The 15,640-nt window shown below is 61.8% G+C and carries 12 protein-coding genes; 3 read left to right on the top strand and 9 right to left on the bottom strand.

Features of this window, described 5'->3' with window-relative positions; genetic code table 11:
- Positions 1–141 precede the first annotated feature (141 nt).
- The 3 genes from CUR33_RS04360 to CUR33_RS04370 form a co-directional block, all read right to left on the bottom strand.
- Positions 142–1,887, bottom strand: coding sequence for a potassium/proton antiporter (locus tag CUR33_RS04360; protein ID WP_282876838.1), 1,746 nt, complete (start codon positions 1,885–1,887; stop codon positions 142–144).
- 140 nt (positions 1,888–2,027) lie between these two features.
- Complete coding sequence (locus tag CUR33_RS04365; RefSeq protein ID WP_167143180.1) at positions 2,028–3,830, bottom strand: acyl-CoA dehydrogenase; 1,803 nt, start codon at positions 3,828–3,830, stop codon at positions 2,028–2,030.
- Positions 3,831–4,027: 197 nt separating this feature from the next.
- A complete protein-coding gene (locus CUR33_RS04370) occupies positions 4,028–5,071 on the bottom strand; it encodes an NAD(P)H-dependent flavin oxidoreductase (RefSeq protein WP_289238810.1) in 1,044 nt (347 codons plus the stop codon).
- 96 nt (positions 5,072–5,167) lie between these two features.
- Between CUR33_RS04370 and CUR33_RS04375 the strand changes: the two genes are divergently transcribed.
- Positions 5,168–6,016, top strand: coding sequence for a 23S rRNA (adenine(2030)-N(6))-methyltransferase RlmJ (locus CUR33_RS04375; RefSeq protein WP_090249862.1), 849 nt, complete (start codon positions 5,168–5,170; stop codon positions 6,014–6,016).
- Here the strand turns inward: CUR33_RS04375 and CUR33_RS04380 are convergent.
- Positions 6,013–7,269: an HD-GYP domain-containing protein gene (locus tag CUR33_RS04380; RefSeq protein WP_289238811.1), complete on the bottom strand. Its 1,257-nt coding sequence runs from the start codon at positions 7,267–7,269 to the stop codon at positions 6,013–6,015. The two genes, CUR33_RS04375 and CUR33_RS04380, sit on opposite strands and share 4 nt — an antisense overlap.
- Before the next feature lie 82 nt (positions 7,270–7,351).
- The gene (locus CUR33_RS04385) at positions 7,352–7,915 is read right to left on the bottom strand and encodes a PadR family transcriptional regulator (RefSeq protein WP_167143171.1); all 564 of its coding nucleotides are present in this window, start codon (positions 7,913–7,915) and stop codon (positions 7,352–7,354) included.
- A gap of 128 nt (positions 7,916–8,043) precedes the next feature.
- On the opposite strand from CUR33_RS04385, the gene CUR33_RS04390 reads away from it, so the two are divergent.
- Entirely contained in the window at positions 8,044–9,696 is a 1,653-nt protein-coding gene (locus CUR33_RS04390) for a phytoene desaturase family protein (protein WP_289238812.1), read from the top strand.
- Here CUR33_RS04390 and CUR33_RS04395 read toward each other — a convergent pair.
- From CUR33_RS04395 to CUR33_RS04405, 3 genes are all read right to left on the bottom strand, one after another.
- The gene (locus CUR33_RS04395) at positions 9,693–9,890 is read right to left on the bottom strand and encodes a putative motility protein (RefSeq protein WP_289238813.1); all 198 of its coding nucleotides are present in this window, start codon (positions 9,888–9,890) and stop codon (positions 9,693–9,695) included. The two genes, CUR33_RS04390 and CUR33_RS04395, sit on opposite strands and share 4 nt — an antisense overlap.
- A 26-nt stretch (positions 9,891–9,916) precedes the next feature.
- Positions 9,917–10,564 (bottom strand): peptide-methionine (S)-S-oxide reductase MsrA, encoded by a 648-nt coding sequence (gene msrA, locus CUR33_RS04400; protein ID WP_289238814.1) that lies wholly within the window; start codon positions 10,562–10,564, stop codon positions 9,917–9,919.
- A 65-nt stretch (positions 10,565–10,629) separates the two neighbouring features.
- Positions 10,630–13,272, bottom strand: a complete 2,643-nt coding sequence (locus CUR33_RS04405; RefSeq protein ID WP_289238815.1) for a putative bifunctional diguanylate cyclase/phosphodiesterase — start codon at positions 13,270–13,272, stop codon at positions 10,630–10,632.
- Between the two features lie 131 nt (positions 13,273–13,403).
- Between CUR33_RS04405 and CUR33_RS04410 the strand changes: the two genes are divergently transcribed.
- Entirely contained in the window at positions 13,404–13,880 is a 477-nt protein-coding gene (locus CUR33_RS04410) for a hypothetical protein (protein ID WP_244152843.1), read from the top strand.
- Positions 13,881–13,980: 100 nt separating this feature from the next.
- Here CUR33_RS04410 and aceF read toward each other — a convergent pair whose 3' ends face one another.
- Positions 13,981–15,636 (bottom strand): dihydrolipoyllysine-residue acetyltransferase, encoded by a 1,656-nt coding sequence (gene aceF, locus CUR33_RS04415; protein WP_289238816.1) that lies wholly within the window; start codon positions 15,634–15,636, stop codon positions 13,981–13,983.
- Positions 15,637–15,640: the final 4 nt, after the last annotated feature.

Here is a 15,640-nt window from a genome sequence, read left to right on the forward strand (position 1 = left end):
GACGATCGTTGGCTCGAAAAGAGGCTGAGTTTAACAGGCGCCTGGCTAAGCGCCTGTGCCGCATGTAACGGCTCTTGGGCGCTAGGTTACGCTCTTGTGCTGCGCTTTTTAACGCAACAGCGCTGGCGCGTAACCCGGCGCTTAAAGGAAGAGCCCAGGGCCTGGGCGACTGCCTTCGGGGAATCTGACGCCGACCTTGCGGATCTTGTTCCCCTCCATGGCGGCCACTGTCCAGGTCAGGCCTTGCCATTCCACCTGGTCGCCGATTACCGGCGAGCCGCCAATCTTGTGGGCGATAAAGCGGCCCAGGTGCAGCTGGCCTTCTGCGCCTTCCAGTTGCAGGCCGTAGAGTGCGGCGATGGCGGCCAGCTCGGCATCGCCTTCCAGTACGAAATCACCGAAGAAACGCAGATCCTGGCCACGAGTGGGCGCCTGGCTGAACAGCTTGCCTAGGCCGGGTAAGTCGTGTTCGTGGCCAACCACACAAAGTAGGTCGCCGGCATCCAGAGTCGTGCTGCCGGAGGGGTGCAGCAGTTCCTTACCCCGGAACAGCGCGGCGATACGCGTGCCCTCGGGCATCTTCAGTTCACGCAAAGGCGCGCCGATGCACCATTTTTCCGCACCGAGGCGGTAGATAAACAGCTCCCACTGGCTGGTCGGATGCACTTCCAGGCCGGCGCGCGATACCGGTGCGGGCTCTGGTGGGACAGTGACGCGCAACAACTTGGCGGCAAATGGCAGGCTGGTGCCCTGCAGTACCAGCGACACCAGTACGATAAAGAACGCCACGTTGAAGAACAGTTGGGCATTCGGCAAGCCGGCCATCAGTGGGAATACCGCGAGAATGATCGGTACCGCACCGCGCAGGCCGACCCAGGCGATAAAGGCTTTCTCGCGGTCGTGGAAGGCGCGAAACGGCAACAGGCCGATAAACACCGAAAGCGGCCTGGCGAACAGAATCATCCACAACGCCAAGCCGAGGGCCGGCAAGATGATCGGTAGCAGTTCGTGTGGCGTGACCAACAGGCCGAGGACCAGAAACATCGCGATCTGTGCCAACCAGGTCAGGCCATCGAGCATATGCAAAATGCCGTGGCGCGAGCGGATTGGCCGGTTGCCAAGCAGCAGGCCGCACAGGTAGATGGCGAGGATACCGCTGCCACCGACTGCTGTGGTGATGGCGAAGATCATGATCCCCCCGCTGACCACCAGCAACGGATAAAGACCGTTGGCCAGGCTGATGCGGTTGACCACCTGCAGCAGCAGCCAGCCGCCACCGAGGCCGAGCAGGCCGCCGATGCCGAATTGCTCGAGCAGGTGCACGACGAAGATCCAGCTAAAGCCGGATTCGCCGCTGGCAAGCATCTCGATCAGGGTGACGGTGAGAAACACCGCCATTGGATCGTTGCTGCCGGATTCGATCTCCAAAGTGGCGCTGACCCGCTCATTGAGGCCGCGCCCGCCGAGCAGGCTGAATACCGCTGCAGCATCCGTGGAGCCGACGATGGCGCCTATCAGCAGACCCTCTAGCAGGCTCAGGTTGAACAGCCAGGCTGCGGCTACTCCGGTCAGCCCGGCAGTGATCAGTACGCCGGCGGTGGCCAGCGAGAGAGACGGCCACAAGGCCACGCGAAAGCTGGAGACCCGCGTGCGCATGCCGCCATCGAGCAGGATGATCGCCAGCGCCAGGTTGCCGACCAGGTAAGCGGTGGAGTAATTGTTGAAGACAATACCGCCAGGGCCATCGGTGCCGGCGAGCATGCCGACGCCGAGAAAGATCACCAGAATGGGGATGCCGAAGCGTGAACCGAATGCGCTCACCAGAATGCTCATTGCTACCAGTAAGCCACCGATCAAAAACAGGTTGTTGATGGTGCTGGCATCCAAGGCGCGTACTCCGTGCGGGTTGGTGAGCGTGCCACTATGCATGGCGCGTGCCAGAGATTCTAACCGCTGCCTTTAAGCTGCGCTCAAAAAAAACGCCCCGTGTTCAGCGGGGCGTCAGCTTCAACAGCGTTTCGCTTGATTCAGAACCAGGCGTCCTGCATGCCCAGGCAGGTGTCGTCGCGGGCTTCGAGAATCGCCAGGTCGTGGTGGCAGCTCGGCACTTCCCAGGTCAGGAAGTAACGCGCGGCCTGCAGCTTGCCCTGGTAAAAGTCGACATCGCTGGCATTGCCTTTCGCCAAGCCTTCCTCTGCACGGATTGCCTGTTCCAGCCAGCGCCAGCCGATCACGGTATGGCCGAACACCTTCAGGTACAGCGCTGAGTTGGCCAGGCCTTCGTTGACCTTGCCGCTCATCAGGTCGCCCAGCAGCGCCAGGGTCACGGTTTGCAGGCGTGCCAGCAGTTGCTCCAGCGGCTGGCGCAGGGCGGTCAGCGAGGCGTGGGCTTCGGCGCGCTGGCAGGTACCGTGGATCAGCTTGAGTAACTGCTTAAGGGCCGCGCCGCCGTTCATCGAGACCTTGCGGCCGAGCAGGTCGAGGGACTGGATGCCGTGGGTGCCTTCGTGGATCGGATTGAGGCGGTTATCGCGGTAGTACTGCTCCACCGGGTAATCGCGGGTGTAGCCGTGACCGCCGAGAATCTGGATGGCCAGCTCGTTGGCTTTGAGGCAGAACTCCGACGGCCAGGATTTGACGATCGGGGTGAGCAAGTCGAGCAGCTCCAGGGCGATGCGCCGTTCTTCCTCGGTTTCCAGGGTCAGGGTGTCGTCAAACAGCCGCGCGGCGTACAGACCGAGGTCGAAGGAACCTTCCACGTAGGCTTTCTGCGTCAGCAGCATGCGGCGCACGTCAGCGTGCTCGATGATCGCCACCTGGCTGGAGGTCGGGTCCTTGCCATCGGGCAAGCGGCCTTGCGGGCGCTGGCGGGCGTAGTCCAGCGAGTACAGGTAGCCCGCATAGCCGAGCATGACTGCGCCCATGCCGACGCCGATACGCGCTTCGTTCATCATCTGGAACATGTAGCTCAGGCCATGGTGCGGTTTGCCCACCAGGTAGCCGACGCAATCGCCGTTATCACCAAAGTTCAGCGCGGTAGAGGTGGTGCCGCGCCAGCCCATCTTGTGGAACAGTCCGGCCAGGACCACGTCGTTGCGCTTGCCCAGGCTGCCGTCATCATTGACCAGAAACTTCGGCACGATAAACAGGCTGATACCTTTTACGCCCGCCGGGGCATCCGGCAGCTTGGCCAGCACCATGTGCACGATGTTTTCCGACAGCGGATGGTCGCCGCCGGAGATAAAGATCTTGTTGCCCTTGAGCCTGTACGTGCCGTCTTCGGCCGGTTCGGCGCGGGTGCGAATGTCCGACAGCGAGGAGCCTGCATGTGGCTCGGTCAGGGCCATGGTGCCGAAGAAGCGGCCGTCGATCATCGGCTGCAGAAAACGCTGCTTCTGCTCGGCCGTGCCGAAGTTCTCGATCAGGTTGGCCGCGCCCATGGTCAGGAACGGGTACGAGGTGGTCGCCGCGTTGGCTGACTGGAAGTGGGCGAAGCAGGCCTGCGACAACAGGTTGGGCAGCTGCATGCCGCCGACGTCGAACTCGCGGGTGGCGTTGAGGAAGCCCGCTTCAAGGAAGGCATCCACCGCCGGTTTCACTTCCGGGATCAGCACCGCTGCGCCGTCGACGTACTCCGGCTCGTGTTCGTCATTCTTGCGGTTGTGCGGGGCGAACAAGTTTTCCGCGATGCTGCGGGCGGTGTCGATGGCCGCGTCAAAGGTTTCGCGGCTGTGTTCAGCGAAACGCTCACGCTGGGTCAGGCCTTCGGCGTCCAGCACTTCATACAGCTCAAAGGCCAGGTTGCGGGAACTGAGCAGAGACTCGGACATGGGTGTACCTCCGGTTGCGATGAGCCGAGTCTAAGCAGCTGCACGTGCCGCTCCCAGCACTATTAATAAGCGTGATAACGGGGCGTTGGGCCGGAGCGGTCGGGTAGGGTGGGTGACGCTTTGTCCATCCAGCAGATCGCCAAGGTGGATGAAAAGACGTCATCCACCCCGACGGGGCTGTGCAGCAAAGGGCGTGCTTATTGGACAAAGCCCTGCGCCAGCTCGCGGGTTAGCTCAGCGGCGCCGATATTCTTGCAGCCGCTGACATTCTGCCCCGCCCAGAGCGGAGAGAAATCACCGCTGCCCAGGCTTTCAGCTTTGCTGCGCAAAGGCGCAATGGCGGCCGTCGCCAGTGGGAAGGCGGGTGCCAGCGGGCTGATTGGGCCCAACTCGCGCATCACCCGGTTGACGATGCCCCGCGCCGGGCGGCCGCTGAACAGGTTGGTCAGGGCCGTGTGCTGTGCTGCCGGGCTGTGCAGGGCGGCGCGGTGGATGGCGCTGGTGCTGGCCTCATCGCAGCACAGGTACGCGGTGCCGACTTGCACCCCCGCCGCGTCAAGCGCCATGGCCGCGCGCACCCCGGCAGCATCGGCAATCCCGCCAGCGGCAATCACCGGCAGCCTGACGGCTTGCACCATCTGTGGCAGCAGGGCGAAGGTGCCGAGCTGGCTGCTCAGGTCCTCAGTGAGGAACATACCGCGATGACCACCGGCTTCCAGCCCTTGAGCGATGATCGCGTCCGCACCGTTGGCTTCGAGCCACAGCGCTTCCGCCACCGTGGTCGCCGAGCTAAGCACTTTGGCTCCGCACGCTTTTACGCGCTCCAACAGCTCAGCCGAGGGCAGGCCGAAGTGAAAGCTCACCACGGCCGGCCGGAATTCATCGAGCAGATCGGCCATCTCGGCACTGAACGGCAGGCGGCCGGGACCGCTGGCAATCGTCGCGGGATCAATGCCTAACTCGCGGTAGTACGGACTCAGCGCCTCACGCCAGGCGGCTTCGCGTGTGTCGTCGGCTGTTGGCGGTGTGTGGCAAAAGAAATTCAGGTTATAGGGCCTGCGCGTCTTCTCGCTGAGCGCCTGCAGCTCCTTGCGCAGGCCGGTGGCATCAAGCATGGCGCAGGGCAGCGAACCCAGCGCGCCGGCGTTGGATACGGCAGCGGCTAAACCATGCAGCTGCACGCCAGCCATGGGGGCCTGGATCAGCGGTAGCTCAATGCCCAATAGGTCTTGCAATGACATGTGGGTTCTCTTTTGCCGGATGGATCAGTGGCCACCGTACTGATCCATCCGGCGCCTGGCAAACTGGTAAACTGCCCGGCCACAGGAGTCCGCCCAATGAACTACCGCCACGCCTTTCATGCCGGCAACCATGCCGATGTGCTGAAACACTATGTCCTCACTCGCTTGATTGCCCTGCTGTCACGCAAGGAGGCGCCGTTCGCCTACCTCGACAGCCATGCCGGCATCGGTCTGTATGATCTGCGCGGCGATCAAGCCAGCCGCACGGGTGAGTGGCTGGAAGGCATCGCCCGGCTGTGGCAGGCCACCGATGTGCCGGACCCGCTGCTGGATTATCTGGAAGTGATTCGGGCGATGAACCCGGATGGCGAGCTGCGTCATTACCCCGGCTCGCCGGAGCTGGCGCGCCTGCTGACTCGCGAGCAAGATCGCTTGCACTTGAACGAGAAGCACCCGGAAGACGGTCGTCTGCTTAAGGAAAACATGCACGGCGACCGCCGCGTGGCCGTGCACCTGGGCGAGGGCTGGTATGTGCCACGCGCCCTGCTGCCAACCCGCGAGAAGCGCGCCCTGCTGTTGATCGATCCGCCGTTCGAGCAGGTCGATGAAATGGAGCGCTGCGCCCAGTCGTTGAGCGAAGCCATCAGTCGTATGCGCCAGGCTGTGGTGGCGATCTGGTACCCGATCAAGGACCTGCGCCAGCTGCGGCGTTTCTACAGTGACCTGCAAAAGAGCAAGGCGCCCAAGCTGCTGCGCATCGAACTCTATGTGCACCCCACTGACGAAGCGGCACGCTTGAATGGCTCCGGCCTGGTGATCAGCAATCCGCCATGGGGCTTGGAAGATGAACTCAAGCAGATCCTGCCATGGCTCGCTCAGCTGCTCGGGCAAAGCCAGGGCGGCTGGCGCCTGGATTGGCTGATTGAGGAAGGCAGCGCGGGCTAGCGACCTTTGCTCGGTTCGACAAAGTAGCTCAGCTGCTGGCGCGGGTTGAGGTACTCCAGCGCTTCGCGCGGTAGCTGCGCCGGGCGCAGGCTGCTAGCGATGCCGAGGCGTGTTTCCTGTTCCAGGTCGATGATCAGCGCCTCGTTTTTGGGCACTTCGGCATCGTAGACCACCAGCGTCGGTTTCAGCGGCAGGCTTGGGTTCATGCCCAATACCAGGCCGTAACGCTGGTCATCCAGCTGCACCAGGCAGCCCGGCGGATACACCCCCATGCAGCGGATAAAGGCTTTCAGCGCCACCGCGTCGAAGCGCGCATTGTATTGCTTGAACATCAACGCCAGCGCTTCGTGCGGGCTCAGGCCATCACGCGGGTTTAGCGGGTTGCACAGGTTGTCGAACTGGTTGGTGATGCACACCAGACGGCTTAGTCGGCCGATGGCCGCTTCACGCAGCTGACGCGGGTAACCGCTGCCGTCGCAGTATTCATGGTGCTCGTTGATGACGCGCAGCACTTCATCATCCAGCATCAGCTTGTGGCCCATGCGCAGGCCAAATTCACAGTGCAGCTGCAGCAGCTGCTGTTCCGGACGTGTCAGCGGCTCACTTTTCAGCAGGACCTTGCTGGGCACCTCCAGTTTGCCGACATCGTGCAGCAGCGCCCCCATGCCGAGGACATGACAGTCCTCGCTGTCCAGGCCGAGTTGGCGACCCAGCATCAGGCTCAGCACCGTGACGTTCAGGGAGTGCAGGTAATTGTCTTCGGCGGCCTTGCTGTTGATGGTGTGCAGCACGGCGCCGCTGCCCCCCAGCAGCGTATCGACCATCGCGCCGACCACCTCGCCGGCCTGCTTGCAGGCTTCTTCAGGGCGGCTGCGCAGCGTCTGGTTGAGGGTTTTGACCTGTTGGCTGGCCTGAACGAATTTGCGGTCCACTTCGGCCAGGCGTTTGCGCAGGGCCTTGAGTTTTTCCGCACGGGCCAAGCTGGCCTGCTGCTGTGGCGAGGGCGGTGTGACCGGTGCGGGGGGGGCGACCGTTGCTGTGGATTCGGTCGCGCTCAGGGGCTCACAATCACTGCGCTCGGGGTCATAGCGCAGGCGTGCAACCCCCAAGGCGCGCAGGGCCTTGATCTGGTTTTCATCCTTGATCTTGAAGTTGCTGAAGGCAAAGTTGTGTTCCCACCAGGCCAGTTCAAGCTGGATATACAGGCCGACACACAGCTGGTCGGGGGATATGTAGGTTGAGGGTGCGGGCATGCGGGTGTCGGGGATGATGGCTAATGGCTTGCAGTCTAGCGGTTTGCCTACCTCGTGGCAGCAGGCGACAGCGGCTTCTGCACTATTTACCGGGTGGCGTGCTGGCTGGCGTTGTGTCCTGCAGCGCGTGCTCGACTTCCTCTGCCCATTGCAGCCAGGACTGTTCACCCAGAATGCCGCGCCGCAGCGTTAGGTAAGGCATGCGCAGAGCGTGGCGCTGCTCGGCGGGTAAGCCGTGGTAGTCGCGCTCAATGCTCAGCAGGCTGTCCAGCGTTTTGCGGTGCACGGCGATATGCCGCTGCATTTCTTCACGCAGGTTATCGGGTGAGGTGTGTGCGCCGGCATACAGCTTCACCAGCAGCGCATCGTTGATGGTATTCGGCTGCACTGGCTCGCCCAGCCAGCGCAGTAGTTCAGCATGGCCGGCTGGTGTCAGGCGGTAGTTCTTTTTGTCCGGACGGGTGTCTTGGGTTTGTGCTTCAAACGCCAGCCAGCCCGCTTCGCTGAGCTTTTTCAGCTCCAGGTACACCTGCTGGTGTTTGGCGTTCCAGAAGTAACCCAGGCCATCCTTGAAGCGCTTGAACAGGTCGTAACCGCTGCCGGGTTCGCTTTCGAGCAGGATCAAAATGGCGTGCTTGAGTGACATGGGCGGACTTTAACGGCTGCTGCCTGAGATGCTCCGCAGTATACGGGATATGCAAAAAGTTGCATGGGTGGTGAATGCTTGCCTATTATGCAAAAACTTGCATAACAAAAATAACCACGGAGCTGCCTATGAAACGCACAGGAACCCGCTTTCGTTCGCGTCTGGCGCGCAACGATTACGACGCCATCATCATCGGCTCCGGCATCGGCGGCCTGACCACGGCCGCGCTGCTGGCCAAGCTCGGTAAGCGCGTGTGCGTGCTGGAGCAGCATTACACTGCCGGCGGCTACACCCACAGCTATGAGCGCGAAGGCTATGAGTGGGACGTGGGCGTGCATTACATCGGCGAGGTGCACAAACCCTGGTCGATGATCCGTCGGGTGTTCGATGTGATCAGCGACGGCCACCTCGAATGGGCGCCAATGGACGCCCATTACGACCGCATCGTGATGGGCGATCAGACCTATGACTACGTGGCCGGGCGTGATGAATTCAAGGCGGAGATGGCGCGCTATTTCCCCGGCGAGGCCACAGTGCTCGACCGCTATGTCGACCTGCTCAGCGAGGTCAGTTCCAGGGTGCCGCGCTTTTTTGCGGGTCAGGCGCTGCCACGCTCACTGGGTATGCTCTACGGCAAATTGCGTCGTCTGTGGCTGCCGGATTACTTCTTCAAAACCACCCGTGAAGTGCTTGAGGGTCTGACCGACAATCAGGAATTGGTCGGCGTGCTCACCGCGCAGTGGGGTGATTACGGCCTGCCGCCGGCCGAAGCCGCCTTTGTGATGCACGCTATGGTCGCCAAGCACTACATCACCGGCGGCAACTACCCGGTGGGCGGCGCGACGAAGATTTCCGAGACCATCATCCCGGTGATCGAGGCGGCAGGCGGCCATGTCTTCACCTATGCCGGGGTCGACAAGATTCTGGTCGAAAAGGGCCGTGCGGTCGGCGTGCGTTTGCATAAAGACGGCGTCGAGATTCGCGCGCCGCAGATCGTCAGCTGCGCCGGCCTGGTGCCGACCTATACACGCCTGCTGGAGCCACAGGTGGCCAGCGACCATGGTCTGCTGGAGCACCTACCCAAGGTCAAGCTCTCCGCCGCCACCCTGTGCTTGTACGCCGGGTTTAAGGGCAGCGCCGCCGAGTTGAAGCTGCCGAAGACCAACTACTGGGTCTACCCGAGTCATGATCACGACCACAACGTCAGCAGCTTCATGGCCGGACAGAACCCGGCGATGCCGCTGATCTACATCAGCTTCCCCTCGGCCAAAGACCCAGCCTGGGATGCGCATTACCCGAACAAGGCCACGGTGGAAATCGTCGCGCCGACCCAGCCGCAGTGGTTCGCCCAGTGGAAGGGCACCACCTGGGGCAAGCGCGGTGCCGAGTACGAAGCGTTCAAGGCGCAGCTCACCGAGCAATTGCTGGAAACCCTCTACCAGCATCAGCCGCAACTGCGCGGTGCGTTGGATTTCTGCGAGCTGGGCACGCCGCTGTCCACGGAGTGGTACCAGTGGAACGAACAGGGTGAAATCTACGGGATTGATCACACGGTCGCGCGTTTCGAGCAGCACTGGATTCACACCCAGACACCGATCAAGGGCCTGTACCTGACCGGGGCGGATACGGTGACGGCTGGCGTGGGCGGCGCGTTGATGGCCGGGGTGATGACCGCATCGCGGATGCTCGGCTGGCGCGGTTACAGGGTGGGCAAGTTGTTGAAAAGCTGGAAGGCACAAGCGCCTACCGCCGCCAGTGCGACGGTGGATGCAGTGGGCTAAACCACGACGTCGACGCTATTGCCCAGATTGGGCGGGTTACTCGGCAGGCAGGCTGGCGTGGCGGCCTCAATCAGGCCGCCGATGCTGGCGGCCTGCAGTTCCAGAGTTTTGCGCAGTAACAGCAGCGAGGCCATGGCGGAGGCTTGAGCCGAGGCCTGGGACGCCACCTGGTTGGTCAGGCTGCTGAGTTCCATGAGGGTTCCTTCTGCGTCAGGTATCTTCAGTCTGGCAGGCAAGTGCCCGTGCCACCCAGGCCGCAATAGCCGCCGGGGTTCTTCGCCAAGTACTGCTGATGATAGGCCTCAGCGTAGTAGAACGGTGGCGCCTCGCGTACTTCGGTGGTGATAGCGCCGTAACCGTTTTTGCTTAATTCCGCCTGGAATTTGGCCTGGCTGCTCTGTGCTGCGGCCAGTTGTTCGGCGCCGTAGCAGTAGATCGCCGAACGGTACTGGCTGCCCGTGTCGTTACCCTGGCGCATGCCTTGGGTCGGGTTGTGCGCCTCCCAGAAGACTTTCAGCAATGCGGCGTAGCTGGTGACCTGCGGATCGAATACCACCAGCACGACTTCGGTATGGCCGGTCAGGCCTGAGCAGGTTTCATCATAGGTTGGGTTCGGCGTATGGCCGCCGGCATAGCCGACTGCCGTGCTCCACACACCCGGCTGCTGCCAGAAGCGCCTTTCCGCGCCCCAGAAACAGCCCATGGCGAATACCGCCTGCTCAAGGCCATCAGGAAATGGCCCCTGCATCGCGTTGCCATTGACGAAATGCGCAGTCGGCACCTTCATCGCGTCTGCCCGGCCCGGCAGGGCCTGTTCGGCGGTGGGCAGTTCGAGTTTGTGGGCGAGAATTTGCGAACGCAGAACCATGAGCCATTTCCTCAGCAGAAGCATGTGTGTCATAGACCGTTATAAGGCGGGCTTGTTACAGCCGGCTAGCCTTTATTTGGATAGCGCTTGAGCCTTTCCAGCAGGTCGCGACCGGCAATGGGTTTGTCGAACAGGTAGCCTTGGCCGATGTCGCACTGCTGGCGACGGAGAAAGTTCAGCTGTGCAGGTGTTTCAATGCCCTCGGCTACCACCTTGAGTTTCAGGTTATGTGCCATGGCGATCACCGCTGAGGTGATTTCCATGTCGTCCTGATTCTCCGGGATGTCCTTGATAAAGCTGCGATCAATCTTGATCACATCAATGGGAAATTTCTTCAGGTAGCTGAGTGAAGAATAACCGGTACCGAAGTCGTCCATGGCCAGGGTCAGGCCCAGGCTTTTCAAGCGACTGAGCTGATGGCGGGTGTCGTCAGTGGCTTCCAGCAGCAGGCTCTCGGTCAACTCTAGTTCGAGCAGGGCCGGGTCGAGTTGTTCTTCATGCAGGATGGCGGCGATCTCACCGACCAGGTCCGGGTCGGAGAACTGTTTGGGCGACAGGTTGATGGCCATCTGCAGCGGCGCATGGCCGACGGCGATCAGCTGTTTGCTCATGCGGCACGCCTGGCGCGTGACCCATTTGCCGATGGGGATGATCAGGCCGGTTTCTTCCGCCACGCTGATAAAACGGTCCGGGCTGATCATGCCCTTGTCTGGGTGATTCCAGCGCAGCAGCGCTTCCAAGCCCAGCAGTCGACCCCGCTTCAGGCACAGCTTGGGTTGGTAGAACACCTCCAGCTCGTTCTGCATCAGCGCACGGCGCAGGTTGCTCTCAACGAACAGCTTGTCGTGCGCTTCGGCATTCAGCGCATCAGTAAACACCTGCAGCTGATTTTTGCCGTTGGCTTTGGCTTTATGCAGCGCCAAGCCGGTGTGCTTCATCAGGGTTTGCGGGTCATCACCGTGTTCGGGCGCGCAGGCCAGGCCGATGGAGCCGGTGACGTTGATCAGCTGGTTGTCGACGAACAGTGGCTTGTCCAACGTCTGCAGCAGCTTTTGCGCCACCTGTTGACTGTCGGCCTGGTTGAGGTCGAGTAATACGGCAAATTCGTTGCTGGCAAAGCGGGCCAATACGCTGCTGGGGTGCAGGGTGTTACGCAAGCGGCGCGCCAGGCTGACCAGCAGTTTGTCGCCCGTCTGGTGGCCGAGGCTGTCGTTGATCCGTTTGAAGTTGTCGATATCCACCAGCAGTAGGCTGATCGGTTTGCCGGGGTGCGCGCTGAAGTGATCTTCCAGCGAGCGGATAAAGGCGTAGCGGTTGCCGAGCCCGGTGAGGTTGTCGCGAAAGGCCAGGCGCTCAATATGCTGCTGCGCCTGCTTGCTCGCCGTCACGTCTTCGTAGATGCCGATGTAGTGGGTCAGGCTGCCATCGTCGGCATAGACTTTGGATAACGACAGTTGCCCCCAGTAGGGGTCGAGGTTTTTCCGGCGGCTCTTGAATTCACCCAGCCAGCTGTTCTGTTCGGCCAGGCTGGAGCGGGCGTCAAACAGCAGGTCGCTGAGGTTTTCCAATGCCGGTATTTCGGACAGGCGGCGCCCCTGGACTTCGCTGGCGCTGTACAGGGTAATGGCGGTAAAGCTCGGGTTTACGTACTCCACCAGGCCATCACGGTCGAGCAGGATAAAGGCGCTTGAACTTTGCTCGACCGCGCGTTGAAACAGGTACAACGCGTTGGTTGCAGAACGGCGTTGCTGGTTGGTCAGCACCTGAGCGTATTGATCGGCCAGTTCGCCAGCAAAGGCGATTTCGTCAGCCTGCCAAGTGCGCGGCGAGCCGCTATGTTCCAGGCACAACACGCCTACCACTTCACCGGCGATGCGGATGCTGGCATCGAGCATCGCCGCGATGCCCATGGGTTTCAGGTAGCTGTTGCTCAGCTCGCGGGTGCGTGGATCCTGGTGAGCATCATGGGCGTCCAGCGCCCGGCCGCTGTGCAGCGCTTGCAGGTAGGCGGGGAAGGGGCTGGCGTCGATGTCGGGTTGCTCGACATGCCGGCCCTGATCCTGTTGATACAGGGCCACCGCTTGCAGCATGTGCTGATTGAGGTTCCAGATGCCGACGCGGCTGACCCCATACAACTCACAGGCGCTTTTACTGATCAGTTCGGCGGCTTCACGCAAGGGGTTGCTGTCGCCGTAATGATGGCGCGCGAGGGTGACGATCAACTGTTGCTGGGCTTGTGTACGTTGCTGCTGCGCCTGCAACTCGGCCTGGCTGCGCTGGTACAGCTCGAGGGTTTGTGGCGACGGAGCGCTCTGCTCGTTCATCACCAGCAGGTAGCCGCGTAGCAGGTGTCGGCCGCGTTGCTTGAAGGCTTCGCCCACTTCCATCAGCGTTAGGCTACCGCGCGGGGTGTGCAGGCAGTACTGCACGCTGTAGTGGTGGCGGGCGGCCAGCTGCTGCGCAATGTTGTCATGCAGCTGGTGGCGAGCTGCGGGTTCCATCAGGCTGGCGTAGGGCGCATCGAGCAGTGAGCAGAGTTCATGGGCCGGCAAACCGAACTGTTGTTCGCAGCCTGAATCGAGGTACAGCAGGGCCCAGCTGGCTTCATTCAAGCGCTCGAAACGCAGTAGGCCGAGGCGCGAAGGCACTGGCAACTGCGTCACAACCTCGGCCGCTAAACGACTTGCGGCATCGGGATGGCTTTTCATTCGGTGGCTGGCTTCCAGTATGCTGATCGAAGCGGTAATCGACTCACTTCATTTATAGCGTCGGGTAAGGGTGCATCATGCAATTGCGACTGACAAGAAAACTAATATCCGCAGTGCTGCTGAGCAGCTGTATGGTCACCTCGACAGCGTTCGCCGCTGAGCCTGACACGGGTTTGAGCAGTGCCGAACAGGGCAATTATCTGCTCGAATTGAAACGCCTTTATCTGACCGAGAATGACCGCCAAGCGCTGCTGGCGCATTGCAATGATCTGCTTAAAACCTACGCCCTGCGCGCCGCTTATCAGGTTGGCCAGGCGCAGCGTCAGGACCTGTTGTACCAGCTGCGTCAGGGCGAGTCCGGCGAGCTGCTGCTACGTGAAGAAACCCGTGGCCAGCAAGGCACCGATATTGCCGTACGCAACCAGCGCGTGCCGCTGTTTGGCGTCGACCCTTTCGTGCGTTACGAATGCCCGAGCAGCGGCATCAGCTGCGTACTGCACAACCCCAACGACGGCAGCCCAATGCTGACCATCGTGCGCGATCACAAGGGCGCTGCCGAACTGGCCAAGGCCCTGAGCTTTCTGATCCGTAATCTGCAGAAAGGCTGATCGCCTCCCATAGTTCCACCGCTGGCTTAAATCTAAAAAAAAACCCCGCCTAACAGGGCGGGGTCGAGGGTACGAGCGTGGCTGCTCGAAAGTTGATGCGTTACAGCAGCATGGTGCGGATGTCCGCCAGTACGTCACCCAGGCGCTTGGTGAAGCGCGCCGCAGCGGCGCCATTGATCACGCGGTGGTCGTAGGACAGCGACAGTGGCAGCATCAGCTTGGGCTGGAAGGCTTTGCCATCCCAGACTGGCTGGGTGGTGGCCTTGCTCACACCGAGAATCGCCACTTCCGGCGCGTTGACGATCGGCGTAAAGCCGGTGCCGCCAATGTGACCGAGGCTGGAGATGGTGAAACAGGCGCCCTGCATATCGTCGGCTGACAGTTTCTTGGTGCGCGCCTTTTCCGCCAGCACGGCGGCCTCAGCGGCGAGCTGCAGCAGGCTCTTCTGGTCGACGTTCTTGATCACCGGTACCAGCAGGCCATCCGGAGTGTCCACGGCAAAGCCGATGTGCACGTATTTCTTGCGGATGATGGCTTTGCCGCTCGGCGCCAGTGAGCTGTTGAAGTCCGGCAGCTCCTTAAGCAGGAAGGCGCAGGCCTTGAGCAGCAGTGGCAGCACGGTGAGTTTGACCCCAGCCTTTTCCGCCACGGCTTTCTGCGCGACGCGGAAGGCTTCCAGCTCGGTGATGTCGGCCGAATCGAACTGGGTCACGTGCGGCACGTTGAGCCAGCTGCGATGCAGGTTGTTGGCGCCGACCTGCATCAGGCGGGTCATCGCCACTTCTTCGATTTCACCAAACTTGCTGAAGTCCACCACTGGGATCGGCGGGATACCGGCACCACCGGTTGCACCGGCAGCTGGGGCTTCCTTGGCCTTCTGCATCATGGTTTTGACGTAAGCCTGCACATCCTCTTTGAGCACGCGGCCTTTCGGTCCGGTGCCCGGTACGGCGGACAGCTCGACGCCGAACTCGCGAGCGAGCTGACGCACTGCCGGGCCCGCATGCACCTTGGCGCCGTCACGCTTAGGGGTGGCGGCAACGTTGGCAGCAGCGGCTGCCAGCGAGGCAATTGCACCAACTTCGGCAGCGACCGCGGGATGCGCGCCGGCCGGAACCTTGTGTACGTCACTTGCGGGTGCAGCGGCCGGTGCTGGCGCTGCTGCTGGAGCCGCAGCGGCGCCGGCCACTTTCAGCTTGAGGATAAAATCACCGGTGCCAACTTCGTCTTCCAGTTTGACGCTGATGCTTTCCACCACGCCGGCAGCCGGCGAGGGGATTTCCATGCTTGCCTTGTCCGACTCCAGGGTGATCAGCGACTGATCGGCTTCGACGCTATCGCCGACCTTGATCAGAATCTCGATGACTTTGGCTTTGCCGTCCGAGCCGATGTCCGGCACATGCACGTCCTGCACGCTGCTGCTGGCCTGCGCGACTGGCGCAGGTGCAGCGGCTGGTGCGGGAGCTGCTGCTTTGGGCGCTTCAGCCGTTGCTGCGGCAGGCGCTGCGGGTGCTTGGGCAGCGCCTTCGGCTTCCAGCTCAAACAGTTCGTCGCCCTCTTTCAGGCGGTCGCCCAGCTTTACTTTCAGGCTTTTCACCACGCCGCCTTTCGGCGCGGGGATTTCCATGCTGGCCTTGTCCGACTCCAGGGTCAGCACGCTCTGATCGGCCTCGATGCGATCACCGACCTTGACCATCAGTTCGATTACTTCACCCTCACCACCACCGATGTCGGGTACGCGAATCAATTCACTCATCGTT

The organism is Pseudomonas sp. FEMGT703P (assembly GCF_002786345.1).
Classification (GTDB): Bacteria; Pseudomonadota; Gammaproteobacteria; order Pseudomonadales; family Pseudomonadaceae; genus Aquipseudomonas; species Aquipseudomonas peli.